This is a genomic window from Kitasatospora sp. NPDC018058, assembly GCF_044327205.1.
GTDB lineage: Bacteria > Actinomycetota > Actinomycetes > Streptomycetales > Streptomycetaceae > Kitasatospora.
On record NZ_JBIRFA010000015.1, the window covers coordinates 144,837 to 165,991 of the forward strand.

20 protein-coding genes and 1 riboswitch are annotated in these 21,155 nt (G+C 72.5%); of the genes, 7 read left to right on the forward strand and 13 right to left on the reverse strand.

The window, feature by feature from the left end:
- Positions 1 to 24: 24 nt before the first annotated feature.
- On the forward strand, positions 25 to 2,151 hold the full coding sequence (locus tag ACH4E7_RS22350) for a HelD family protein (RefSeq protein ID WP_396250770.1): 2,127 nt from the start codon (positions 25 to 27) through the stop codon (positions 2,149 to 2,151).
- A gap of 50 nt (positions 2,152 to 2,201) precedes the next feature.
- Here the strand turns inward: ACH4E7_RS22350 and ACH4E7_RS22355 are convergent, their stop codons facing one another.
- The 3 genes from ACH4E7_RS22355 to ACH4E7_RS22365 all read right to left on the reverse strand — a co-directional run bounded on the left by ACH4E7_RS22355 (position 2,202) and on the right by ACH4E7_RS22365 (position 4,241).
- The gene (locus tag ACH4E7_RS22355; RefSeq protein ID WP_396250771.1) at positions 2,202 to 2,888 is read right to left on the reverse strand and encodes a copper homeostasis protein CutC; all 687 of its coding nucleotides are present in this window, start codon (positions 2,886 to 2,888) and stop codon (positions 2,202 to 2,204) included.
- A 61-nt stretch (positions 2,889 to 2,949) separates the two neighbouring features.
- Positions 2,950 to 3,891 (reverse strand): hypothetical protein, encoded by a 942-nt coding sequence (locus ACH4E7_RS22360; RefSeq protein WP_396250772.1) that lies wholly within the window; start codon positions 3,889 to 3,891, stop codon positions 2,950 to 2,952.
- The gene (locus ACH4E7_RS22365; RefSeq protein WP_396250773.1) at positions 3,888 to 4,241 is read right to left on the reverse strand and encodes a PadR family transcriptional regulator; all 354 of its coding nucleotides are present in this window, start codon (positions 4,239 to 4,241) and stop codon (positions 3,888 to 3,890) included. The genes ACH4E7_RS22360 and ACH4E7_RS22365 overlap by 4 nt, the downstream gene beginning before the upstream one ends.
- Positions 4,242 to 4,305: 64 nt before the next feature.
- On the opposite strand from ACH4E7_RS22365, the gene ACH4E7_RS22370 reads away from it, so the two are divergent.
- Positions 4,306 to 4,944 (forward strand): hypothetical protein, encoded by a 639-nt coding sequence (locus ACH4E7_RS22370; protein WP_396250774.1) that lies wholly within the window; start codon positions 4,306 to 4,308, stop codon positions 4,942 to 4,944.
- Positions 4,945 to 4,950: 6 nt separating this feature from the next.
- Here ACH4E7_RS22370 and ACH4E7_RS22375 read toward each other — a convergent pair whose 3' ends face one another.
- The 5 genes from ACH4E7_RS22375 to thrC all read right to left on the reverse strand — a co-directional run bounded on the left by ACH4E7_RS22375 (position 4,951) and on the right by thrC (position 9,750).
- Entirely contained in the window at positions 4,951 to 5,307 is a 357-nt protein-coding gene (locus ACH4E7_RS22375) for a hypothetical protein (protein ID WP_396250775.1), read from the reverse strand.
- A 114-nt stretch (positions 5,308 to 5,421) separates the two neighbouring features.
- On the reverse strand, positions 5,422 to 7,044 hold the full coding sequence (groL, locus tag ACH4E7_RS22380) for a chaperonin GroEL (protein ID WP_396250776.1): 1,623 nt from the start codon (positions 7,042 to 7,044) through the stop codon (positions 5,422 to 5,424).
- 334 nt (positions 7,045 to 7,378) lie between these two features.
- Positions 7,379 to 7,582, reverse strand: a complete 204-nt coding sequence (locus tag ACH4E7_RS22385) for a cold-shock protein (RefSeq protein ID WP_030289665.1) — start codon at positions 7,580 to 7,582, stop codon at positions 7,379 to 7,381.
- 553 nt (positions 7,583 to 8,135) lie between these two features.
- On the reverse strand, positions 8,136 to 8,414 hold the full coding sequence (locus tag ACH4E7_RS22390; RefSeq protein WP_355671336.1) for a MoaD/ThiS family protein: 279 nt from the start codon (positions 8,412 to 8,414) through the stop codon (positions 8,136 to 8,138).
- A gap of 28 nt (positions 8,415 to 8,442) precedes the next feature.
- Positions 8,443 to 9,750 carry a threonine synthase gene (thrC, locus tag ACH4E7_RS22395; protein ID WP_396250777.1) on the reverse strand — a complete coding sequence of 436 codons (1,308 nt, stop codon included), beginning with the start codon at positions 9,748 to 9,750 and terminating at the stop codon, positions 8,443 to 8,445.
- Between the two features lie 17 nt (positions 9,751 to 9,767).
- Positions 9,768 to 9,901: riboswitch (SAM riboswitch) on the reverse strand.
- A 144-nt stretch (positions 9,902 to 10,045) separates the two neighbouring features.
- Here thrC and ACH4E7_RS22400 point away from each other — a divergent pair.
- Both ACH4E7_RS22400 and ACH4E7_RS22405 read left to right on the forward strand, forming a co-directional pair.
- Positions 10,046 to 11,050 carry a glucosyl-3-phosphoglycerate synthase gene (locus ACH4E7_RS22400; RefSeq protein WP_396250778.1) on the forward strand — a complete coding sequence of 335 codons (1,005 nt, stop codon included), beginning with the start codon at positions 10,046 to 10,048 and terminating at the stop codon, positions 11,048 to 11,050.
- A gap of 108 nt (positions 11,051 to 11,158) precedes the next feature.
- Positions 11,159 to 12,652, forward strand: a complete 1,494-nt coding sequence (locus ACH4E7_RS22405; protein ID WP_396250779.1) for a trehalose-6-phosphate synthase — start codon at positions 11,159 to 11,161, stop codon at positions 12,650 to 12,652.
- Here ACH4E7_RS22405 and otsB read toward each other — a convergent pair.
- Together otsB and ACH4E7_RS22415 are read right to left on the reverse strand one after the other, a co-directional pair.
- Positions 12,639 to 13,490 (reverse strand): trehalose-phosphatase, encoded by an 852-nt coding sequence (gene otsB / locus ACH4E7_RS22410; RefSeq protein ID WP_396250780.1) that lies wholly within the window; start codon positions 13,488 to 13,490, stop codon positions 12,639 to 12,641. The two genes, ACH4E7_RS22405 and otsB, sit on opposite strands and share 14 nt — an antisense overlap.
- Before the next feature lie 74 nt (positions 13,491 to 13,564).
- Positions 13,565 to 13,792 (reverse strand): DUF3263 domain-containing protein, encoded by a 228-nt coding sequence (locus tag ACH4E7_RS22415; RefSeq protein WP_396250781.1) that lies wholly within the window; start codon positions 13,790 to 13,792, stop codon positions 13,565 to 13,567.
- Between the two features lie 102 nt (positions 13,793 to 13,894).
- Here ACH4E7_RS22415 and ACH4E7_RS22420 point away from each other — a divergent pair, with 102 nt between their 5' ends.
- Positions 13,895 to 14,242: a cupin domain-containing protein gene (locus tag ACH4E7_RS22420; RefSeq protein WP_396250782.1), complete on the forward strand. Its 348-nt coding sequence runs from the start codon at positions 13,895 to 13,897 to the stop codon at positions 14,240 to 14,242.
- Between the two features lie 22 nt (positions 14,243 to 14,264).
- On the opposite strand, the gene ACH4E7_RS22425 is transcribed toward ACH4E7_RS22420, so the two are convergent.
- On the reverse strand, positions 14,265 to 15,503 hold the full coding sequence (locus ACH4E7_RS22425; RefSeq protein ID WP_396250783.1) for an extracellular solute-binding protein: 1,239 nt from the start codon (positions 15,501 to 15,503) through the stop codon (positions 14,265 to 14,267).
- A 337-nt stretch (positions 15,504 to 15,840) separates the two neighbouring features.
- Here ACH4E7_RS22425 and ACH4E7_RS22430 point away from each other — a divergent pair, with 337 nt between their 5' ends.
- A complete protein-coding gene (locus ACH4E7_RS22430; RefSeq protein WP_396250784.1) occupies positions 15,841 to 16,788 on the forward strand; it encodes an ROK family protein in 948 nt (315 codons plus the stop codon).
- Positions 16,785 to 17,966: an N-acetylglucosamine-6-phosphate deacetylase gene (gene nagA / locus ACH4E7_RS22435; protein ID WP_396250785.1), complete on the forward strand. Its 1,182-nt coding sequence runs from the start codon at positions 16,785 to 16,787 to the stop codon at positions 17,964 to 17,966. The genes ACH4E7_RS22430 and nagA overlap by 4 nt, the downstream gene beginning before the upstream one ends.
- Before the next feature lie 91 nt (positions 17,967 to 18,057).
- Here the strand turns inward: nagA and ACH4E7_RS22440 are convergent, their stop codons facing one another.
- Both ACH4E7_RS22440 and ACH4E7_RS22445 read right to left on the reverse strand, forming a co-directional pair.
- The gene (locus tag ACH4E7_RS22440; protein ID WP_396250786.1) at positions 18,058 to 19,059 is read right to left on the reverse strand and encodes a hypothetical protein; all 1,002 of its coding nucleotides are present in this window, start codon (positions 19,057 to 19,059) and stop codon (positions 18,058 to 18,060) included.
- A gap of 200 nt (positions 19,060 to 19,259) precedes the next feature.
- Positions 19,260 to 21,053 (reverse strand): diguanylate cyclase domain-containing protein, encoded by a 1,794-nt coding sequence (locus ACH4E7_RS22445; protein WP_396250787.1) that lies wholly within the window; start codon positions 21,051 to 21,053, stop codon positions 19,260 to 19,262.
- Between the last annotated feature and the right edge of the window lie 102 nt (positions 21,054 to 21,155).

Below are 21,155 nucleotides of genomic sequence, written 5' to 3' on the forward strand. Positions count from 1 at the left end.
CCGGGGCAGCCGGGAAGGTTCGCTGTGCCCGCCACCCCCACCCCCGACCCCCTCCAGCGCGAACGCGACCACCTCGCCGCGTCCCGGACCGCGCTGCGGGCGATGCGCGAGGACGTCCAGTCGCTCGACCTGCGCGACGTGACCGGCACCTGGGTGTCCGCCGTCATCCTCCAGAACCAGATCGAGGCCAGGATCGCCGCCCTGGCCGACCTCGCCGACACCCCGCTGTTCTTCGGCCGCCTCGACTACCTCCACGCGATCAGCGAGGAGCTCAGCGAAGGCGACACAAGAGGTGCCGCGCGAAACGCGTCGAGCAAGGGTGGTGGTGGGCGACGGGCGGGAGAGAGCTTCTACATCGGCCGCCGCCACGTCCACGACGCCGACGGCGACCCGATGGTGATCGACTGGCGCGCGCCGGTCTCCCAGCCGTTCTACCGGGCCAGCCGCACCGAGCCGATGGACGTCGAGCGCCGCCGCCGCTTCGGCTACACCGGCGGCGAGCTCACCGCCTACGAGGACGAGCACCTCACCGACCCGGCCGCAGAGACATTCACCGGCTCCGCCGGGGGGGCGACCGCCTCCGCCCTGCTCGCCGCCGAGATCGAGAAGCCCCGCGTCGGTCCGATGCGCGACATCGTCGCCACCATCCAGCCCGAGCAGGACGAGATCGTCCGCTCCGACGTCACGGGCACCATCTGCGTCCAAGGGGGGCCCGGCACCGGGAAGACCGCCGTCGGCCTGCACCGTGTCGCCTACCTGCTGTACGCGCACCGCGAGCGCCTGGCCCGTACCGGCACCCTGGTGATCGGCCCGAACAACGCCTTCCTCTCCTACATCGAGCAGGTGCTCCCGGCCCTCGGCGAGCTGGAGGTCGCCCAGGCCACCGTGCAGCAGCTGGTCGCACACGTCGAGGTGAAGGGCGAGGACGACCCGGAGGCGGCCCGGCTGAAGGGCGACGCCCGGATGGCCGAGGTGCTGCGCCGGGCGGTGCGCGCGGGCATCACGCTGCCCACCGAGCCCTGCGTAGTGGTCCGCGGCTCCCGCCGCTGGCGGGTCCCGGTGTACGAACTGGTCGAGATCATCGAGGAGTTGAAGGGCCGCGCGATCCGCTACGGCGCCGCCCGGGACGCCCTCCCCCAGCGCATCGCGCACGCCGTGCTGCTGAAGATGGAGCAGGGCGGCGAGGCCCCGGACGACCGGGTGCAGGACGCGGTGGCCCGCAACAGCGCGGTCAAGGCCGTGGTCAAGGAGTGCTGGCCGGCCGTCGACCCGGCCAAGCTGGTGCTGCGGCTGCTCTCCGAGCCGGAGTTCCTGGCCGAGTGCGCCGAGGGCGTGCTGACCCCCGAGGAACAGCAGGCGGTGCTGTGGCCCAAGCCCGGCCGCTCGGTGAAGACCGCCCGCTGGACGCCGGCCGACGCCGTCCTGGTGGACGAGGCGGCGGACTTGGTGCAGCGCACGCCCTCGCTCGGGCACGTGGTGCTGGACGAGGCCCAGGACCTCTCCCCGATGCAGTACCGCGCGGTCGGCCGCCGCTGCACCACCGGCTCGGCGACCGTCCTCGGCGACCTCGCCCAGGGCACCACCCCCTGGGCGACGGCGAGTTGGCCGGACGCACTGCACCACCTGGGCAAGCCGGACGGGCACGTCGAGGAGCTGACCAAGGGCTTCCGGGTGCCCGAGGAGGTCATCGTCTACGCCTCCCGGCTGCTCCCGGCAATCGCCCCGGGCCTGGCCCCGGCGACCTCGGTCCGCGAGATGCCCGATTCCCTGACGATCCGCCGTATCACTGCGGAGGAAGCCGAGGAGGCGGTCATCGCCGCCTGCCGGGAGGCGCTGGAGCGCGAGGGCTCGACCGGCCTGATCGCCGCCGACGCCCGGATCCCGCTGCTCGCCGAGGCGCTGACCGCGGCCGGGCTGCCCCACCTCACCCCCGGCACCGAGACCAGCACCGAGTCCCGGCTGACCCTGGTGCCGGCCTCGCTGGCCAAGGGTCTGGAGTACGACTACGTGGTGCTGGACGAGCCTGCCGCGGTGATCGCCGGGGAGCCGGACGAGCGGACCGGCCTGCGCCGGCTGTACGTAGCGCTGACCCGCGCCGTCTCCGGGCTCACGGTGCTGCACGCTGAGCCGCTGCCCGAGCAGCTGCGATAGCGGGAAAGGGGCCGGCCCCGCGAACAGGACCGGCCCCTTCCGATACACACTCAGGCGTCGATCAGCGCCCGCCACTCGGCGACCTTGGCCGCGTCCACCGACGTCCGCCAGCCGTCGACCCGCACCGCGCCGCCGACGTGGAAGGCGTCGAAGCCCTCCGCCCGCAGCTCCTTGAGGTGCTCGGCCCGCAGGCCGCCGCCGATCAGGATCCGCTGGGCGTACCCGGGCCCGCCCTTGCGGGCCAGCTCGGCCGCCAGCACCTCGCGCCCGGCGTCGACCCCGGCGGCCGCACCGGAGGTGAGGAAGGTGTCCAGCCCGGGCAGGGCGCCGACGGCGGCGCGCAGGGCGGCCCGGTCGGCGCTGTGGTCGATCGCCCGGTGGAAGGTCCAGCGGCAGCCGGCGATCGCCTCGGCGACGGCCACGGTGGCAACGAGGTCGACGGCGCCGTCCGCGTCAAGGAAGCCGAAGACGAACTCCTCGGCCCCCTCGGCCCGCAGCGCGGCGGCCCGGGCGCACAGCTCGTCCAGGTCACCGGGCGCGAAGCCGTCCCGGATCCGCAGCATGACGCGCAGCGGGATGCCGACGGCGGCCCGGATCCGGGCGAAGTCCGCCACGGACGGGGTGAGCCCGTCGGCGGCCATGTCGGTGACCAGTTCGAGCCGGTCGGCGCCTCCCGACTCGGCAGCCTGGGCGTCCTGGGGCGTCAGCGCGATGACTTCGAAAATTGGTCTAGACATATCGACAGCCTGCCACATCCGCCCGCCCCCCGGCGAGACCGCACCCCCCTTTCGCCCCCGCTCAGACCAACTGCCGACCGCCCGGCCCGGCGGGACCCTTCCGACGGCCCACCAGCACCAGCGCCACGGACACCGCGACCGTCAGCACGATCATCGGCAGCAGCCTCCAGGCCCCGCCCTCCTGCTGCCACAGCGCGTGGAGGTTGACGCTGAACGTCCACGGCAGCGCCGCGAGCCCGGGAACGGCCACCAGGTACCAGCCGCGCACCGCCGTCAACACCATCAGCAGCGGCACCACGATCATCAGCGCCCGCCACTGCCGGTCCAGGTGGTACCAGCTGGTGTAGACGTTGTCCGCGAACGCCACGACCGGGGTCAGCACCGCCGCCGCCAGCACCAGGCCCCGCTCCCGCCAGGCCGGCGCCGGCAGGACGTCCTTCGGCGCGGCCAGCAGCACCAGGGCCCAGAGCACGAACGGCCCGTCCCACTGGAAGACTTCGAGGAAGGTCCACAGCGGCTGAAGGAGCCCCGGACGGCTCGCCTCCCACGCGAGGTCCGCCACCGCGGCCAGCGCCGACACCCCGGACAGCAGCTTCGCCACCGTCCACCGCCCGAGCAGCGCCGCGACGGCGGAGAGCACCGCCGCCCCCAGCAGCCCCCAAAAGGACAGGAAGTGCAGCAGCCCCCATCTCATGTGCGGCACCTCGGACTCCAGGTACCTCAGCAGCGCCTGACCCGCCGCCAACCCTCCGGCGGCCCCGACCACCAGCGGCGCGGCCAGCGCCGCCAGCCGCCCGCCCGTGGAGGTCGAGGTCAGCCCGGTCCGCATCCGCAACCCGTACGCGCCCAGGTCGAACAGCTCCCGGACCCTGGCCACCGGGCCCGCCTCGGCGGTGGTGTCGGCGAAGACGACGGCCAGCTCGTCGCCGCGCTCCCGGCGGTAACGGCCCGGATAGAGCGCCAGCGCCGTCCGAACGACGAGGGTCGAATCACTCATGCTCATGCGAAGGCCCCCCTGACCCTCGGACTGACAACGGCGACGGAGAGCCGGCGCTCCGCCTCGGTGGCCACGGCCTTCAGCCGCTCGGCCTCAGTGGCCAGCGCACCCCGACCGGCGTCGGTCAGCGCGTAGGTGCGCCGGGCACGGCCGTCCACCACCTCCTCGGCGGCGACCTCGATCAGGCCCTGGCCCAGCAGCCGGTCGAGCGCGCCGTAGAGCGTGCCGGTCCGCATTTTGACCCGGCCGTCGGAGATCGCGGAGATCTCCTGGATGAGCGCGTAGCCGTGCCTCGGGGCGTCGGCCAACGCGGTGAGCAGAAGCAGCGTCGGCTCCTGCATGGAGCGTTCTGTCATACGTCTACATATATCGTCGACCGGCACATCCCGTCCACCGGAACCAGCCGACACAATGAGCCGCATGCTCACCGCGACCGAGGACCTGCTGACCGCCTGGACCGCCCTGCTCCACCGCTGCGACGCCACCGACGACCCCGAACCGTACGGCCGGGAGCTGCTGCGCCGCTGGTCCGAGCCGCAGCGCCGCTACCACACCCCCGAGCACCTGGACGCGGTGCTCCGGTACGTCGACGAACTCGCCGGGCACGCCGCCGACCCGGACGCCGTCCGGCTCGCCGCCTGGTTCCACGACGCCGTCTACCGGCCCGACCGCTCCGAGAACGAGGAGCGCAGCGCCGCCCTGGCCGTCCGCGCGCTGACCGCCGCCGGCCTGCCCGCCGCGCGGGTCGCCGAGGTCGAACGCCTCGTCCTGCTCACCGTCACCCACGACCCCGCCCCGGGCGACCGCGACGGCGAGGTGCTCTGCGACGCGGACCTCGCCGTCCTCGGCGGCTCCCCCGAGGCGTACGCGGCGTACGCGGCCGCCGTCCGCGAGGAGTACGGCTTCGTCCCGGACCCGGACTTCCGCGCGGGCCGGGCCGCCGTCCTGCGCCAACTCCTCGCGCTCCCGGCGCTCTACCGCACCCCCGCCGGACGCGGGCGCTTCACCGCGCCCGCCCGCGCCAACCTGACGGCCGAACTCCAAAAGCTGGAGAGCTAGACCGAGCTAGACCAGCTCCCCCACCGGCGCCACCGCCGCACCCTGCTTGCCGCACACCCAGTGCGGCTCCGGCCCCAACTCCGGCTCCACGCTGAGCGCGTGCGGGTCGCCGCCAGCCGCGCAGGCGGTGCACAGCGGCCACCGCCCGTACGCCTCCAACAGCGCGTCCTGGACGTCCTGGGCGACCAGCCCGAGCACGTACTCGGTGCCGTCCGGCCACTGCTCCAGCCACCAGCGGCGGTGCGTGACGGCATGCTCCACCAGCGAGACGACGGCGGCGTCCGCCACGTCCCGCGCGGTGAGGTCGGCCAGGATCAGTGCCCGCGCGTTGTGCAGGGCGGTCTCGATGTCATCGGAAGCCATCCGTCCATCCTCTCCCCAACCCACCCCGAACGCCGAAACGCCGCGTGGGCGGCCCCCCGAAGGGAGCCGCCCACGCGGACGGGGAATCAACCGATCCGATCGAGGCGATCAGGATCAGAAGTCCATGTCACCGCCCGGCATGCCGCCGCCGGCGGCCGCGGCGGCCTTCTCCGGCTTGTCGGCGATGACGACCTCGGTGGTGAGGAACAGCGCCGCGATGGAGGCGGCGTTCTGCAGCGCGGAGCGGGTGACCTTGGCCGGGTCGATGATGCCCGCGGCGACCAGGTCGACGTACTCGTTGGTGGCGGCGTTCAGGCCGTGACCGGCGGGGAGGTTGCGCACCTTCTCCACCACGACGCCACCCTCCAGGCCGGCGTTGGTCGCGATCTGCTTGATCGGGGCCTCCAGCGCGACCTTGACGATGTTGGCACCGGTGGCCTCGTCGCCGTCCAGCTCCAGCTTGTCGAAGGCGACACCGGCCTGCAGCAGGGCGACGCCACCACCGGCGACGATGCCCTCCTCGACGGCGGCCTTGGCGTTGCGGACGGCGTCCTCGATGCGGTGCTTGCGCTCCTTGAGCTCCACCTCGGTGGCCGCGCCGGCCTTGATGACGGCCACGCCGCCGGCCAGCTTGGCGAGGCGCTCCTGGAGCTTCTCGCGGTCGTAGTCCGAGTCGCTGTTCTCGATCTCGGCGCGGATCTGGTTCACGCGACCGGCGACCTGCTCGCTGTCGCCGCCACCGTCGACGATGGTGGTCTCGTCCTTGGTGATGACCACCTTGCGGGCGGTGCCCAGCAGGTCGATGCCGGCGTTCTCCAGCTTGAGGCCGACCTCCTCGGAGATCACGGTGCCGCCGGTGAGGATGGCGATGTCGCCGAGCATGGCCTTGCGGCGGTCGCCGAAGCCCGGGGCCTTGACGGCGACGGACTTGAAGGTGCCGCGGATCTTGTTCACGACCAGGGTCGACAGGGCCTCGCCCTCGACGTCCTCGGCGATGATGACGAGCGGCTTGCCGCTCTGCATGACCTTCTCCAGCAGCGGGAGCAGGTCCTTGACCGAGCCGATCTTGGAGTTGGCGATGAGGATGTACGGGTCCTCGAAGGTCGCCTCCATGCGCTCCAGGTCGGTGGCGAAGTAGGCGGAGATGTAGCCCTTGTCGAAGCGCATGCCCTCGGTGAGCTCGAGCTCCAGGCCGAAGGTGTTGCTCTCCTCGACGGTGATGACGCCTTCCTTGCCGACCTTGTCCATGGCCTCGGCGATCAGCTCGCCGATCTGGGTGTCAGCGGCGGAGATGGAGGCGGTGGAGGCGATCTGCTCCTTGGTCTCCACGTCCTTGGCCTGGGCCAGCAGCTGGTCCGAGACGGCGGCGACGGCCTTCTCGATACCGCGCTTCAGGGCCATCGGGTTGGCGCCGGCGGCGACGTTGCGCAGACCCTCGCGAACCAGGGCCTGGGCCAGCACGGTGGCGGTGGTGGTGCCGTCACCCGCGACGTCGTCCGTCTTCTTGGCGACCTCCTTGACGAGCTCCGCACCGATCTTCTCGTACGGGTCCTCGAGCTCGATCTCCTTGGCGATGGAGACACCGTCGTTGGTGATCGTGGGGGCGCCCCACTTCTTCTCCAGCACGACGTTGCGACCCTTGGGGCCGAGCGTGACCTTCACTGCGTCGGCGAGCTGGTTCATGCCACGCTCAAGGCCGCGGCGAGCTTCCTCATCAAAGGCGATGATCTTGGCCATCTGAAGTGGTCCTCCGGGACACGGTCGACTGCTCGGACCAAGGGGTGCCCGCGACGGACGGCCCTGGTGTGCGGGGGTCCATTCCCCTACCGCTCCCGGGGGCCTCACCGACCCGGTCCGCTGTCACTCTCACGCTGTGAGTGCTAACGCCAATGATTAGCACTCCGGGTGGTCGAGTGCAAGCCCAATCGGCAACCCGCGAGCCGCCGTCGAGCCCGCCGGGAAGGCGGACGGGAACGCGAACGGGCCCGCACGACGCGTGTCGTACGGGCCCGCCGAGAAGCACGAGGTCCACTAGCCGTGGGCCGTGCCGAGCTCCTGGAGCCGGAAGGGGTCAGACCGCCGCGCGAACCATGTCCGCCTGCGGGCCCTTCTGTCCCTGGGAGATCTCGAACTCGACCCGCTGGCCCTCCTCGAGGGTGCGGTAGCCGTCCATCTGGATAGCGCTGTAGTGGACGAAGACGTCCGCACCACCGTCGACCGCGATGAAGCCGTAGCCCTTCTCCGCGTTGAACCACTTGACGGTGCCCTGAGCCATTCCGAACTCCCCTAGTGCTGTGCTGGCCCTTCACGTGCCCGCAGGTCGCGGGCCCGGGTCTGGTTGGAGGCCGGCCCGGGGAACCCCCCCTGGGCGCAGCCGTGCACGCCGCAATCCTCCGCCCGGAACACCGAACGGCTCCCGGTGAGCGGGTGATTACGTCGACCGCCGCTGAATGTATCCGGATCGACGCCCTCTGCAACAGGGTCAGCCGACGGGAATTCCATAGACCCGTCAAGAGACAAGGCCGAGCAAGCTGGGAGAAACTCGGCATTTCGCGCCGGACATAGCGGACGAATTACCCAAATCCCTGCAGGAATTCTGACATCCGCCTGACATGTTTCACGGCCCTGAACTCAACCCGGCCCCAGTGTCCGGACGAGCTCCGGCGAAGCGCCGCGCGAGCCGAGAGGGAAGCCCCCGTTCCCAGCAGAGCCACACTCTACTCCGACTTGACCCGGAAATATTCCCGCCGAAATGCCGACGACCGCCCGCGCATACGGAGAGTCGAATTCCGTACGTACGGGCGGCCGGGAAGCGGGTTCGCGACGGCTCAGCAGCCGCCGGCCACCGCCGGGATGATCGAGACGCTGGCGCCGCCCTTGATCTCGGTCGCCAGGCCCTCGGCGAAACGCACGTCGTCGTCGTTCACGTACACGTTGACGAAACGGCGCAGCTTGCCGGTGTCGTCCAGAATGCGGGCGGAGATACCCGCGTGGTTCTTCTCCAGGTCGGCGATGACCTCGGCCAGGGTGGCCCCCTCGGCGGACACCTCGGCGGCGCCGCCGGTGTAGGTGCGCAGGATGGTGGGGATGCGGACGTTGGCGCTCATGGCTCTCCTAGCGGGGGGTAGGGGTGGTTCAGGCGGACGCGAGGCCGGCGGAGCGGAACGACTCCAGGGTCGGGCGGATGACGGCGGTCATCCCGGCGTCGGAGACGGCGTCCAGCGTCTTCAGGCCGTCGCCGGTGTTGATCGCGACGGTCTCCTTGGCCGGGTCCAGCCGACCGGTCTCGACCAGCTTCTTCAGCACGCCGACGGTCACCCCGCCCGCGGTCTCGGCGAAGATCCCCTCGGTCCGGGCCAGCAGCCGGATCGCCGCCACGACCTCCGCGTCCGTGACGTCCTCGACCGCCCCGCCGGTCCGACGGGCGATGTCCAGCACGTACGGGCCGTCCGCCGGGTTGCCGATCGCCAGCGACTTGGCGATGGTGTCCGGCTTGACCGGCTTGATCACGTCCCGGCCCGCCTTGAACGCGGCCGACACCGGCGAGCAGCCCTCGGCCTGGGCCCCGAAGATCCGGTACGGCCGGTCCTCCACCAGGCCGAGCCTGATCAGCTCCTGCAGCCCCTTGTCGATCTTCGTCAGCTGCGAACCCGAGGCGATCGGGATGACGATCTGCTCCGGCAGCCGCCAGCCCAGCTGCTCGCAGATCTCGTACGCCAGCGTCTTGGAGCCCTCGCCGTAGTACGGACGCAGGTTGACGTTCACGAAGCCCCAGCCCTCGCCGGCCGGGTCCCCGATCAGCTCCGAGCAGAAGCGGTTCACGTCGTCGTAGTTGCCCTCGATGCCGACCAGCTCGCCGCCGTACACCCCGGCCATCACGACCTTGCCCTGCTCCAGGTCGTGCGGGATGAAGACACAGGACCGGAACCCGGCCCGGGCCGCCGCCGCCCCCACCGCGCCGGCCAGGTTGCCGGTCGAGGAGCAGGACAGCGTGGTGTACCCGAACGCCCGCGCCGCCTCGATCGCGCAGGCCACCACCCGGTCCTTGAACGAGTGCGTCGGGTTGCCGGAGTCGTCCTTCACGTGCAGCGGAGCGGTGAACCCGAGCTCCCGGCCCAGGTTGTCCGCCTTCACCAGCGGGGTCCACCCCGGGTTCAGGTTCGGCTTGGACGCCACATCGGCCGGCACCGGCAGCAGCGGCGCGTAGCGCCAGATGGACGCCGGACCGGCCTCGATCCGCTTGCGCAGCTCCTCCGCGCGCTCGCTCCCGAACTCGTACGCGATCTCCAGCGGCCCGAAGCACTCCAGGCAGGCGAAGCTGGGACCGAGCGGGAACCGGGTGCCGCACTCCCGACAGGACAACGCGGCGGCGGGGCCGAGGTCAACGGGCGGGGGTCCCCCCGGCCGAAGGCTGGGGGAGGGTGCGGCAGTGTCGATAGCCATGGTGGCGGAGGCCTCTCTCCTCATCTTCCCCGGGGCGCGGTCGCGCCACAGGCCGGAATTGGCACCTGTCCCGCCGGGGCCTGTACGACAGCCGAGCGAGAAGGTTGCCGGGACGTCAACGGGCCGTTCCCTCAGTCCCTCTGGATGAGCTTGTGAAGTTGTGGTTCAGCGGCGACCCCGGCGCGCGAAGGTCCGACCGCTGTACGAAGACTGTATCCGAAGGCGTCACCCCTGAAAGGGGCCGTCCGCCACGCGAGATGGCCCGTTCCACCCGACCACGCCGAGGAGACCCGCCGTGCCCGCCGAACCGACCCCCGCACTCCTCCCACAGGCGGCGTCCTGGCTGCGCCGCCGCTCGTGGAGCGCGGCCGACCGGCCGGTTCACACCCTGCTGGAGGCCAAACGGCGCACCCGGCAGACCGTCAGCGTCGTCCTCCCCGCACTCGACGAGGAGGCCACCGTCGGCGACATCGTCCGCACCATCCGCCGCGAACTGATGGACCGCATCCCTCTGGTCGACGAACTGGTCGTCCTCGACTCCGGCTCCACCGACGCCACCGCCGCCATCGCCGCCGAGGCCGGCGCCCGGGTGGAGCACCGCGACGCCATCCTGCCCCGGCTGCCCGCCGTCCCCGGCAAGGGTGAGGTGCTCTGGCGCTCGCTGCTGGTCACCCACGGCGACATCGTCTGCTTCATCGACGCCGACCTTCGCGAGTTCGACCCCGCCTTCGTCTCCGGCATCATCGGCCCGCTGCTGACCGACGGGGACATCCACCTGGTCAAGGCCATGTACGACCGGCCCCTGGAGACCGAGAGCGGTGCGATCGTCCCGGCCGGCGGCGGCCGGGTCACCGAACTCGTCGCCCGCCCCCTGCTCAACCTCCACTGGCCGGAACTCGCCGGCTTCGTCCAGCCCCTCGGCGGCGAGTACGCGGCCCGCCGCTCACTGCTCGAACGACTGCCCTTCCCCACCGGCTACGGCGTCGAACTCGGCCTCCTGGTCGACGCGTTGGACCTGGTCGGCCTGGACGGCCTGGCCCAGGTCGACGTCGGCGTCCGGCACCACCGCCACCAGGACGGCCAGGCCCTCGGCCGGATGGCCGCCACCATCTACCGCACCGCCCTGGAACGCCTCGACCGCACCCACCGCCTCAAGGCCTCCGCCGACCTGGTCCACCCTCACCTCACCCAGTTCACCCGCGACCCGCAGACCCGCGCCTTCACCGCCCACACCCACCCCGTGACGGCCCTGGAACGCCCGCCGATGCACACCCTCCCCGAGTACGCGACCCGTCACTAGGGGGCCCGTCCCACTCCCGCCTGCGGGGCCCGCCCTCCGGGCGGACGACGCGAGTGCGAAGACGAGCCACGACGTTTGCCAACCCGACCCCCCGGCAACATGCCAACCATGGGCGATCTCACGACCGAACGTTCGAGCGCGACCGGCACCGCCCCCGTCCTGGTGGCCTCCAACCGGGGACCGGTGTCGTTCAGCACCGCCGACGACGGCACGCTGACCCTGCGCCGCGGTGGCGGAGGCCTGGTCTCCGGCCTCTCCGCCATCGCCGACCCCAACGCCGTCTGGGTCTGCGCCGCCCTCGGCGACGCCGACCGCCGAGCCGCGCGGGAAGCCCCCGACGGCCGCCTCGACCTGGCCGGCCACGACGTCGGCGGCCAAGCCGTACGGATGCTGGACATCGACCCCGAGACCTTCGCCCGCGCCTACAACGGCGTCGCCAACTCCACCCTCTGGTTCGTCCACCACCTGCTCTACGCGACCCCCACCGCGCCCTCCTTCGACGCGGACTTCCACACCGAATGGGCCGCCTACCAGGCCTACAACACCGCCTTCGCCGAGGCCCTCGCCGCCGAAGCCGCCCCGAACGCCGCGGTCCTCGTCCAGGACTACCACCTCTCCCTGGTCCCGGCCCTGCTCCGCCGGGCCCGCCCCGACCTGCGGATCGGCCACTTCTCCCACACCCCCTGGGCCCCGCCCGAGTACTACCGGCTGCTCCCCGACGACGTCGCCCGCGCCGTCCTCACCGGCGTCCTCGGCGCCGACCGGGCCGGCTTCCTCACCGAACGCTGGGCCCGCGCCTTCGCCGCCTGCTGCGAGGACCTCCTCGGCGCCACCGTCGACCACGACGCGATGACCGTCACCGTCACCCAGCCTTCGGCCGGGGGGACCCCCATCGGCCGCACCACCCACCTCGGCGTCCACGCCCTGGGCGCCGACGCCGACTTCCTCCGCGAACGCGCCCACCGCCCCGACGTGGACGAACGCCTCGCCGCCCTCCGCACCGCCGTCGGCGACCGCCGCACCATCGTCCGGGTCGACCGCACCGAACTCAGCAAGAACATCGTCCGCGGCCTCCAGGCCTACCGGCATCTGCTCCGCACCCACCCCGAGTGGCACGACCGGGTGGTGCACATCGCCTTCGCCTACCCCTCCCGCACCGATCTGGCCGAGTACCGCGACTACACGGCCGCCGTGCGGGAACTGGCCGAGGCCGTCAACGCCGAGTTCGCCACCCCCACCTGGCAGCCCCTGATCCTGCACGTCAACGACGACTTCCCGCGCTCCCTCGCCGCCTACCGGCTGGCCGACGTCGCGCTGGTCAACCCGATCCGCGACGGCATGAACCTGGTCGCCAAGGAAGTCCCGGTCGTCTCCGACAACGGCTGCGCCCTCGTCCTCTCCCGCGAGGCCGGCGCCCACGCCGAACTCGCCGAGGACGCCCTCACCGTCAACCCGTACGACATCATCGCCACCGCCGAGGCGCTGCTCACCGGCCTCACCATGAGCCGGGAGGAACGCGCCGGCCGCACCAAGCGACTGGCCGCGGCGGCCACCGCGCTCCCCCCGCAGCAGTGGTTCCTGGACCAGCTCAACGCGCTCTGACCGCCTCCTCCAGGGCACCCAACAGCTCCACCACACCCTCGGGGCCGTCGACCACCACATCCGCCCGGTCGGCGAGCTCGCGCACCGGCGCGTCCCCCACCGCCCCGGCGCACACCAGCAGCCCCGCCACACCCTGCCCGCGCAGCTTCTCCACCGCCGCGAAGGCCGCCACATCCCCCAGGTCGTCCCCCGCGTAGAGCACCGACCGCGCCCCGCGCTCCCGCAGGAACCCGGCCAGCGCCGCCCCCTTGTCCACCCCCGGCGGCCGCAGCTCCAACACCAGCCGCCCGGGCTCCACCACCAGCCCGAACTCGGCGGCCAACTCCCCCACCGGCGCCCGCAACAGCTCCAACGCCTCCTCCGGCGCCCCCGTCCGCCGGGTGTGCACCGCCACCGAGCGCCCCTTGTCCTCCACCCACGTCCCCTCGGGCGCCCCCACCCGCTCCAACACCCCCGGCAACGCCGCCCGCACCCCCGCGACCCCCGGATGCACCTCCGGCGCCGTCACCACGCCCCCCTCCCACCGCTCGGCCCCGTAGTGCCCCAGCACCACCAGCCCCGGCACCCCGTCGAACCCCCCGTACTCCGCCGCCAACCCGGCAGGCCGCCCCGTCACCACCACCACGGCCCCCAGCACGGACGCCAACCCCCGCAACGCCCCCACCACCCCTGGCTGCGCCCGCGCCTGCGAGGGATCCGCCACGATCGGCGCCAAAGTCCCGTCAAAATCCAAGGCGACCACCGCATCCCCCGGCGCCGCCAGAATCGCCCGCAACCCGTCCCGCCCGGCACCAGTGGCCGGCACAACCATCTCTTCAAGGCCCATACGGACGCACATACCCCGCTCCCACCCCGTACCCACCCCCACCCCCGCCGCTCCACCCGCCCCCCACACACACGAACACCCCCCCGTCAGCGAGCCGCCCGCCGGGCATCCCGCACGCGCCGCAGCCGATTCACCAGCACCGGCGCGAACGCCAGCGCCTCCTCCCGGTCCAACAGCCCGTTCAGCAACTGGTAGTACCGCGTCGACGAGAGCCCGAGCTCCTCCCGGATCGCCCGCTCCTTGGCCCCGGCCGTCCGCCACTGCCGCCCCTCCAGTGCCAGCACCGCCCGGTCCCGCTCACTCAGCTCGCCCACCGAGAACACCTCCGCCCATCACTACGGAGTGTCATTCTCCCGCCGAACCCCGACACACTCTGGGGGACGCCCGGGCCCCCGCCGCCGAGCTACCGTCACCCCATGATCAGCTTCGCCGTGAACATCCCCGCCGCCGACCTCGAGCCCGAGCCCCTCGACCCGTCCCAGATCGTCTCCGGCACCCCCGAGGTCACCGGGAAGGTCCTCTCCGAGTCCCCCGACGGCCGCCAGCTGCGCGGCATCTGGCAGATCACCCCGGGCGTGGTCACCGACGTCGAGACCGACGAGATGTTCGTGGTGCTCAGCGGTCGGGCCACCATCGAGATCGAGGGCGGCCCGACCCTCACCGTCGGCCCCGGCGACTGCGCCGTCCTGCGCGAGGGCGACCGCACCACCTGGACCGTCCACGAGACCCTCCGCAAGGCCTACGCGATCACGCTTCCCAGCTGAGAGAAGCACCCGGCCCCGGGTCCTACTGCTTGCGGACCCGGGCCGCCTCCTTCACCGCCGCGTCCTGCAGCCCGCCGAGCACCTGCTTCGGGTCCCCGGTCACGGCCTGCCCGATCCCCGCCTTGAGCCGGTTGCTGACCTCGCCCCAGGCCGGGTCCCCGAACGGGTAGAAGCTCGCGTTGGTCAGCCCGACCGCGAACTGCTTGAGGTCCTCGTGCTTCGGGTCCGACGACATCTGGCTGAACGCGTCCTGGGTCACCGGCAGCAGGTTGTACTGCTCGTCGAACTTCAGCTGGTAATCGCGCGTGTAGACGAAGGACAGGAACTTCTTGATCTCGTTCTTGTGCCCGTTGGCCTTGAACGCCATCATCCAGTCCGCGACCCCGAGGCTCCCGGTCCTGGTGACGCCGTCCTTCCTCGGGATCGGCACCGTCCCGAAGTCGATCTTCCCGGCGGACGCCATCCGCAGCAGCGTCGGATGCCCGTTCAGCATCGCGACCTTCCCCGACGCGAAGTCCTGGAACACCGGAGTGCGGTTCATCTTGCCCGGGTCGGCGTACGTCAGCCCGGTGCTCACCAGGTTGTTCTTCAGCCAGGTGAACGTGGCCTGGTTCTGGTCGCTGTCGATGGTGTAGTTGCCGACGTCGTCCGAGATGGTCCCGCCGCCGCTCAGCGTCCACAGCATCGACTCGGCCGGCGCCTCCTCGGGCCCCAGCGGGAGCCCGTACGGGGTCACCCCCGGCACCTTGGCCTTGATCTTCTCGGCGGCCGCCCGCAGCTCGTTCCAGGTGGTCGGCGGCTGGGCGATGCCGGCCTGCTTGAAGACCGCCTTGTTGTAGAAGAGCACCCGCGACGACGACACGAACGGAATCCCGTACTGGATCCCCAGCACCTGCCCGGCGTGCGCGAAGTTGTCCATGAACTTCGCCTGGGTGTCCATCGAGAGCACGTCCGCCGCCGGGTACAGCCGGTCCGCCGCGACCTGCTCCGCGAACCCGCCGCTCTGCAGCAGGTCGGGCGACTTCCCGGCCGCGATCATGTCGTCGACCTTCTTGCCGATGTCGGTCCAGTTGTCGACCTCGACCTGGACCTTGATGCCCGGGTTGGCGGCCTCGAAGGCCTTGGAGACCTCGTCCCAGTAACGCTTGGAGCTGGTCTCGGCGTTCTCCCCGTAGTCCGCGGCGACCAGCTTGAGCGTGACCGGCCCGCTGCCCTGCCCGCCGCACGCGCTGACCGCGGTGAGCACCAGTGCTCCGGCCATCGCACTACCGAGCACACGGGTGGAAACGTGGACGCGCCTGTTCAACGCGGGTACCGCCTTCAGGGGAAGAACTGCGGCCGGATTGAGGGAATCCGGCAGGGGGGAGGCGCAACACTGCCAAACCCGTCGCCCACTGGTCCACACCACTCGACCCCACCCGCCGAGTAGTTACCGAAGTGCCCGGCTTCATTGCACGATGCGCAACACGAAGCGGCCGCGGGCCGTCGGCCCACGTCCCGCGCACCCCCGCACCCGAGACAAAGCTCACCCAGCATGGACCAGACCAATCCGACAACTGGACTAGACCTCTTCGACCGCCCAAGGGAAACTGTCCTCCGTGAAGCACGTCATCGCACTCGATGTAGGCGGCACCGGCATGAAGGCCGCGCTGCTCGCCCAGGACGGCTCCGTGCTGTTCGAAGCACGCCGCCCGACCGGGCGGGAGCACGGCACCGACGCCGTCGTCGCCGCCATCCTCGACTTCGCCGCCGACCTGGCGGACGAGGGGCACGCTCGTTTCGGCCTCGCCCCGGTCGCGGCCGGCGTGGCCGTGCCCGGCACGATCGACGAGAAGAACGGGATCGCGGTCTTCTCCGCCAACCTCGGCTGGCGCGACCTCCCGCTGCGCAAGCTGCTCGGCGAGCGCCTGGCCGCCCCCGGCGGCCCCGCGATGCCGGTGGCCCTCGGCCACGACGTGCGCTCGGGCGGCCTGGCCGAGGGCCGGCTCGGTGCCGGCCGGGGCGTGGGCCGCTTCCTGTTCATCGCCCTGGGCACCGGCATCGCCGGCGCCATCGGCATCAACGGCCGGATCGAGGCCGGTGCCCACGGCTACGGCGGCGAGATCGGCCACGTCGTGGTCCGCCCCGGCGGCCCCCGGTGCGGCTGCGGCGCCCGCGGCTGCCTGGAGACGCTGGCCTCCGCCTCCGCCGTCTCCCGGGCCTGGGCCGAGGCCGGCGGTGACCCCGACGCCGACGCGGCGTCCTGCGCCGCCGCGGTGGACGCCGGGGACGATCGCGCGCTCGCGGTCTGGCAGTGCGCCGTCGACGCCCTGGCCGACGGCATCGTGCTCGCCCAGAGCCTGCTCGACCCGTCCACGGTGATCGTCGGCGGTGGGCTGGCCGAGGCCGGCGACACGCTCCTCACTCCGCTGCGCGCGGCGGTCACCGAGCGCCTGACCTTCCAGGTGCCCCCGAAGGTCGTACCCGCGATGCTCAAAGACACCGCCGCGTCCCTGGGCGCGGGCCTGCTCGCCTGGGATCTGCTCTCCTTGGAGGTGACCGCGTGACCACCGCGGACCGTGACCGCACTGCCCTGGCCGGCGCCCGACTCGTCCTGCCCGGCGGCGTCGTCGAGAGCGACCGCATCGCCGTCGAGGGCGAGCGCATCGCCGGCCTCGGCGGCCAGACCGGACCCGGCGACCTCGACCTGACCGGCCACACCGTCGTCCCCGGCTTCGTCGACCTGCACGTCCACGGCGGCGGCGGCGCCTCCTACGCCTCCGGCATCGCCGAGGAGGCCCTGCTCGCCGCCCGCACCCACCTCCGACACGGCACCACCACCACCGTCGCCTCCACCGTCACCGGCGAGATCGACGACCTCGCCCGCCAGGCCCACGTCCTCTCCGAACTCGTCGAGGACGGCGTCCTGGCCGGCATCCACTTCGAGGGCCCCTTCATCTCCCACCACCGCTGCGGCGCCCACCGCCCCGACCTGCTGCGCGACCCCGACCCCGCCCTCGTCCGCAAGCTCGTCGACGCCGCCCGCGGCCACGCCACGATGGTCACCCTCGCCCCCGAACTCCCCGGCGGCCTCGACTCCGTACGCATGCTCGCCGACCTCGGCGTGATCGCCGCCGTCGGCCACACCGACTCCGACTACACCACCACCCTGCGGGCCGTCGACGCCGGCGCCACCGTCGCCACCCACCTGTTCAACGCCATGCCCGGCATCGCCCACCGCGCCCCCGGCCCCATCGTCGCCCTCCTGGAGGACGAACGCGTCACCGTCGAACTCATCAACGACGGCGTACACCTGCACCCCTCCGTCCTCGACCTCGCCTACCGCACCGCCGGCGCCCACCGCGTCGCCCTGATCACCGACGCCATGGGTGCCGCCGGCATGGGCGACGGCCTCTACCCCCTCGGCCCCCTCCAGGTCCAGGTCACCGACGGCGTGGCCCGGCTGGTCGAGGGCGGCGCGATCGCCGGCTCCACCCTCACCCTGGACGTGGCGTTCAAGCGCTCGGTCACCGTCAACGGCCTGACCCTCGGCCAGACCGTCGAGTCGCTCTCCGCCGCCCCGGCCCGGCTGCTCGGCCTCTCCGACTCGATCGGCTCGCTGGAGACCGGCAAGCTCGCCGACCTGGTCGTGCTCGACTCCGACGGCTACGACCTGGTCGCCGTGATGCGCCGCGGTCGGTGGGTGCGCGGCGGCGAGACCTTCGCCACCGTCAGGTCCGCCTGAGCGAACCGGCCCGAGCGAACCCTGCCGCACAACGCCGACGGCCGCCCTCCCCGGAAGGGGACGGGCGGCCGCGGTGCGTCCTGAGGCGGCCTCAGCCGCTCGGCTCGATGGCGATCTGGTCGATCAGCACCGTCGCGCCGGGCGGCGGCATGAAGGTGACGCTGTTCTGGCCCGCCTGGAGCTGCGGAAGGATGAACGTGGTGAACCACGAGGAGGACGGGTCCTTGCCGGCGTTGTAGTTCTTGTACGTGACGCCGCTCGGCCAGTCCTTCCCGTTGACCGACGCCGCACCCTTCACGTCCCCGCCGGGGTTGTTGTAGTGAACGGTCACTTTGTACGTCCCGGCTGCGGCGACCTGGCCGTTCCAGGTCACCGTGCCGCCCTGCTGGAGCGTCAGGTAGCTGCCGTCGGCGGACTTGGCGCCCTTGACGCTGTTGCCGGACGGCGCGTTCTGGCCCTGCAACTGGCCGGCGTCCACGGTCGACGGCCCGTTGGTGGCGGTGGCGCCCGCCGAGGGCGAGGCCGTCCCGGTGGTGGCGCTGGTCGCCGGGGTGCTGGGGGCCGGCGGGGCGGTGGTCGCGGTACCGCCCTTGGCGTTCTTGTCACCGTCCGGGTCACCGGTGGAGAGCGCGATCCCCGCCCCGATCGCGATCGCCGCGACCACGGCGACCGCGCCGATCACCGCGCCCTTGCTCCGGCCGCTGCTCGGCCGGTCCTCCCCCGGCTGCGGCCGGGAGTGCTCGGCGTAGCGGGTCTGCTGGGTGGGCACGCCGTACTCGGCCTGCTGCGGCGGCATGCCGGGCTGGCCGTACGGGGCCTGCTGCTGCGGCATCGGCTGCTGGCCGTACGGGCCGGGCTGGCCGTACGGCTGCTGCTGCGCACGCGGTGGCGCCCCTTGCTGGTAGTGGCCGTACTGCGCGCGCCCGACCTCCATCGGCCGGCTGTACGACGTCCGGGGAACCCCCTGCTGCGGCTCGGCCGACTGTCCGCTGGAGCCGTCGGCCGGGCGGTAGAGGTAGCCGAACGGGTCGTCGTCCTGCGGGGCACCGCCCCCCTGGCCCTCGGGCACTCCGTTGTCGCCGGCGGTCGTCACGGTGGTCTGCTCCCCCATCCGGTGCGCGCCGCCGGCTGCGGGCGGCGCAGATCATGGACGCTGTCGTACCGGGCACCCTACCTGCCGTTCGTGACAGCTGGAAAAGAGCCCTTGACAACTCACGGGTAACCTGTGCGGCGCCGAACGCTCGGCACCCGACCGACCTCGGCAAACAACCGGTCGAAGCGCGGAGGGCCCGGTCAGCCCGCCCGCCGGTGCGAGCGCTCCCCGCGCGCCCCGCGCACGGCGCCGCCCCGGGCGCGCTTCTCGTCGTACATCCGTTCGTCCGCGGTGTGCAGCACCTCCTCGATGCTCATCCCGCAGCCGGCCCAGCCGATCCCGAGGCTCACCCCCACCCGCATCGCCCGTCCGTCGATCCGCATCGGCGGGATGATCGCGTTGCGCAGCCGGTGGGCGAGGTCCTTGGCCTCCTCGCGGCCGATCCCGTCGGCCAGCACCACGAACTCGTCGCCGCCCAGCCGGGCCACCGTGTCGCCGTCCCGGACCGCCCCGCTCAGCCGCCGGGCCACCTCGACCAGCACCGCGTCGCCCGCGTTGTGCCCGAACCGGTCGTTGATCGACTTGAAGCCGTCCAGGTCGCAGAAGAGCACCGCGAGCCCCTTGTCCGCCGGGGCCGCCGGGCCGGAGCGGAACGGCGCGGGCCAGGCGTCGCCGGTCGGCCCGTACTCGGCCGGGACCACCGTGTGCACGTGCTCCCCGTAGCCCGGGGCCAGGCCGGGCAGCAGGCCGCCGCCCTCGGCCGGTCCGTAGCCGTGCGCCGGCCCGGCGTACGGGTCCACCCCCTCCAGGCCGTCGTACGCCGCGTGCGCGCTGTACGAGTCGGCCGGGTAGCCGTACGACGCCGGGTAGCCCGCCTCGCCGGAGTTGACGCCGGCGCCGACCGGCTGCGACTCGGAGCAGAGCCGGCGGCCCAGCCGGGCCTTGAGCTCGGCACCGTTGGGCAGGCCGGTGAGCGCGTCGTGGCTGGCCCGGTGGGCGAGTTGGAGTTCGTGGCGCTTGCGGTCCTCGATGTCCTCGACGTGGGTGAGCAGGAAGCTCGGGCCCTCGGCCGCGTCCGCCACGATCGAGTTGCGCAGGCAGACCCACTGGTAGCCGCCGTCCCGCCGGGACAGCCGCAGTTCCGCCCGGCCGCTCTCGGCGCTGGTGCGTTCCAACAACGCCCGGTCCTCGGGGTGGACCAGGTCCGCGAAGCTCTGCTGGCGCAGCACCGCGCGGGGGCGGCCGAGCAGCCGGCAGAGCGCGTCGTTGACCCTGGTCAGCTGGCCGCGCCCGGCGCCGTGCAGCTCGGTGATGGCCATCCCGCTGGGGGCGTACTCGAAGGCCTGTCGGAAGCTCTCCTCGCTGGCCCGCAGCGCCTGCTGCTCCTTCTCCAGCCGGGCCAGCGCGCGCTGCATCTCGGCCCGCAGCCGGGCGTTGCCGATCGCGATGGAGGCCTGCAGCGAGAACATCTCCAGCGCCTCGCGGGTCCACGCGCCGGGCCGTTTGCCACTGCGCGGGCGGTCCACCGAGAGGACTCCGAGCAGGTCGCCCCCGGCGCTGTACATCGGCGCGAGCAGCCCGTCGGCGGGGTGCCAGTCGTTGGCGTAGACGGGCAGCGCGCCGTCCCCGATCCAGCGCGGGATGTCGCTGGCGACGGCCCAGCCGCGGTCGTACGGCAGGAAGCGCAGGGTGCCCCAGTGGTCGCTGACGCCGAGCAGCCGGTCCCAGGACTCCCGGGAACCGACCTGGCCGAGCAGCACCGAGGGCCCGCCCATCGGGCTCTCCTCCAGCTCCCAGACGGCCGCCACCACGAGGTCGCCGTCCGGCCGGACCAGGCTGACCGCGGCGGCGTCGAAACCGAGTCCGTGCACCGCGCCCTCGACGACGGCCTGCAGCGTGCCCGCCAGGCTGCGGGCAGCGTTGAGGTCCGCCACGACCCGGTGCAAGGTGCGGAGGGTCGCGAGACGGACGTACGGCTCCGACTCGGCTTCCATGCGGGGGCTCCCCGGCTGCTTCGGATAGTTCTTGATTGGTTATCGTCCGATTGCCAGAAGAACTGAATCACAGGGAGCACAGCGTTCGGCACGCTCGGTCAG

Bases quoted from the DNA above. Each gene is read 5' to 3' on its own strand.
- ACH4E7_RS22355 (WP_396250771.1), bottom strand. From the start codon at position 2,888: ATGTCTAGACCAATTTTCGAAGTCATCGCGCTGACGCCCCAGGACGCC.
- thrC (WP_396250777.1), bottom strand. From the start codon at position 9,750: ATGGCTATCGACACTGCCGCACCCTCCCCCAGCCTTCGGCCGGGGGGA.
- ACH4E7_RS22385 (WP_030289665.1), bottom strand. From the start codon at position 7,582: ATGGCTCAGGGCACCGTCAAGTGGTTCAACGCGGAGAAGGGCTACGGC.
- ACH4E7_RS22425 (WP_396250783.1), bottom strand. From the start codon at position 15,503: ATGGCCGGAGCACTGGTGCTCACCGCGGTCAGCGCGTGCGGCGGGCAG.
- ACH4E7_RS22375 (WP_396250775.1), bottom strand. From the start codon at position 5,307: ATGGCTTCCGATGACATCGAGACCGCCCTGCACAACGCGCGGGCACTG.
- otsB (WP_396250780.1), bottom strand. From the start codon at position 13,490: ATGTGCGTCCGTATGGGCCTTGAAGAGATGGTTGTGCCGGCCACTGGT.
- ACH4E7_RS22360 (WP_396250772.1), bottom strand. From the start codon at position 3,891: ATGAGCATGAGTGATTCGACCCTCGTCGTTCGGACGGCGCTGGCGCTC.
- ACH4E7_RS22445 (WP_396250787.1), bottom strand. From the start codon at position 21,053: ATGGAAGCCGAGTCGGAGCCGTACGTCCGTCTCGCGACCCTCCGCACC.
- ACH4E7_RS22370 (WP_396250774.1), top strand. From the start codon at position 4,306: ATGCTCACCGCGACCGAGGACCTGCTGACCGCCTGGACCGCCCTGCTC.
- ACH4E7_RS22420 (WP_396250782.1), top strand. From the start codon at position 13,895: ATGATCAGCTTCGCCGTGAACATCCCCGCCGCCGACCTCGAGCCCGAG.
- groL (WP_396250776.1), bottom strand. From the start codon at position 7,044: ATGGCCAAGATCATCGCCTTTGATGAGGAAGCTCGCCGCGGCCTTGAG.
- ACH4E7_RS22405 (WP_396250779.1), top strand. From the start codon at position 11,159: ATGGGCGATCTCACGACCGAACGTTCGAGCGCGACCGGCACCGCCCCC.
- ACH4E7_RS22365 (WP_396250773.1), bottom strand. From the start codon at position 4,241: ATGACAGAACGCTCCATGCAGGAGCCGACGCTGCTTCTGCTCACCGCG.
- ACH4E7_RS22390 (WP_355671336.1), bottom strand. From the start codon at position 8,414: ATGAGCGCCAACGTCCGCATCCCCACCATCCTGCGCACCTACACCGGC.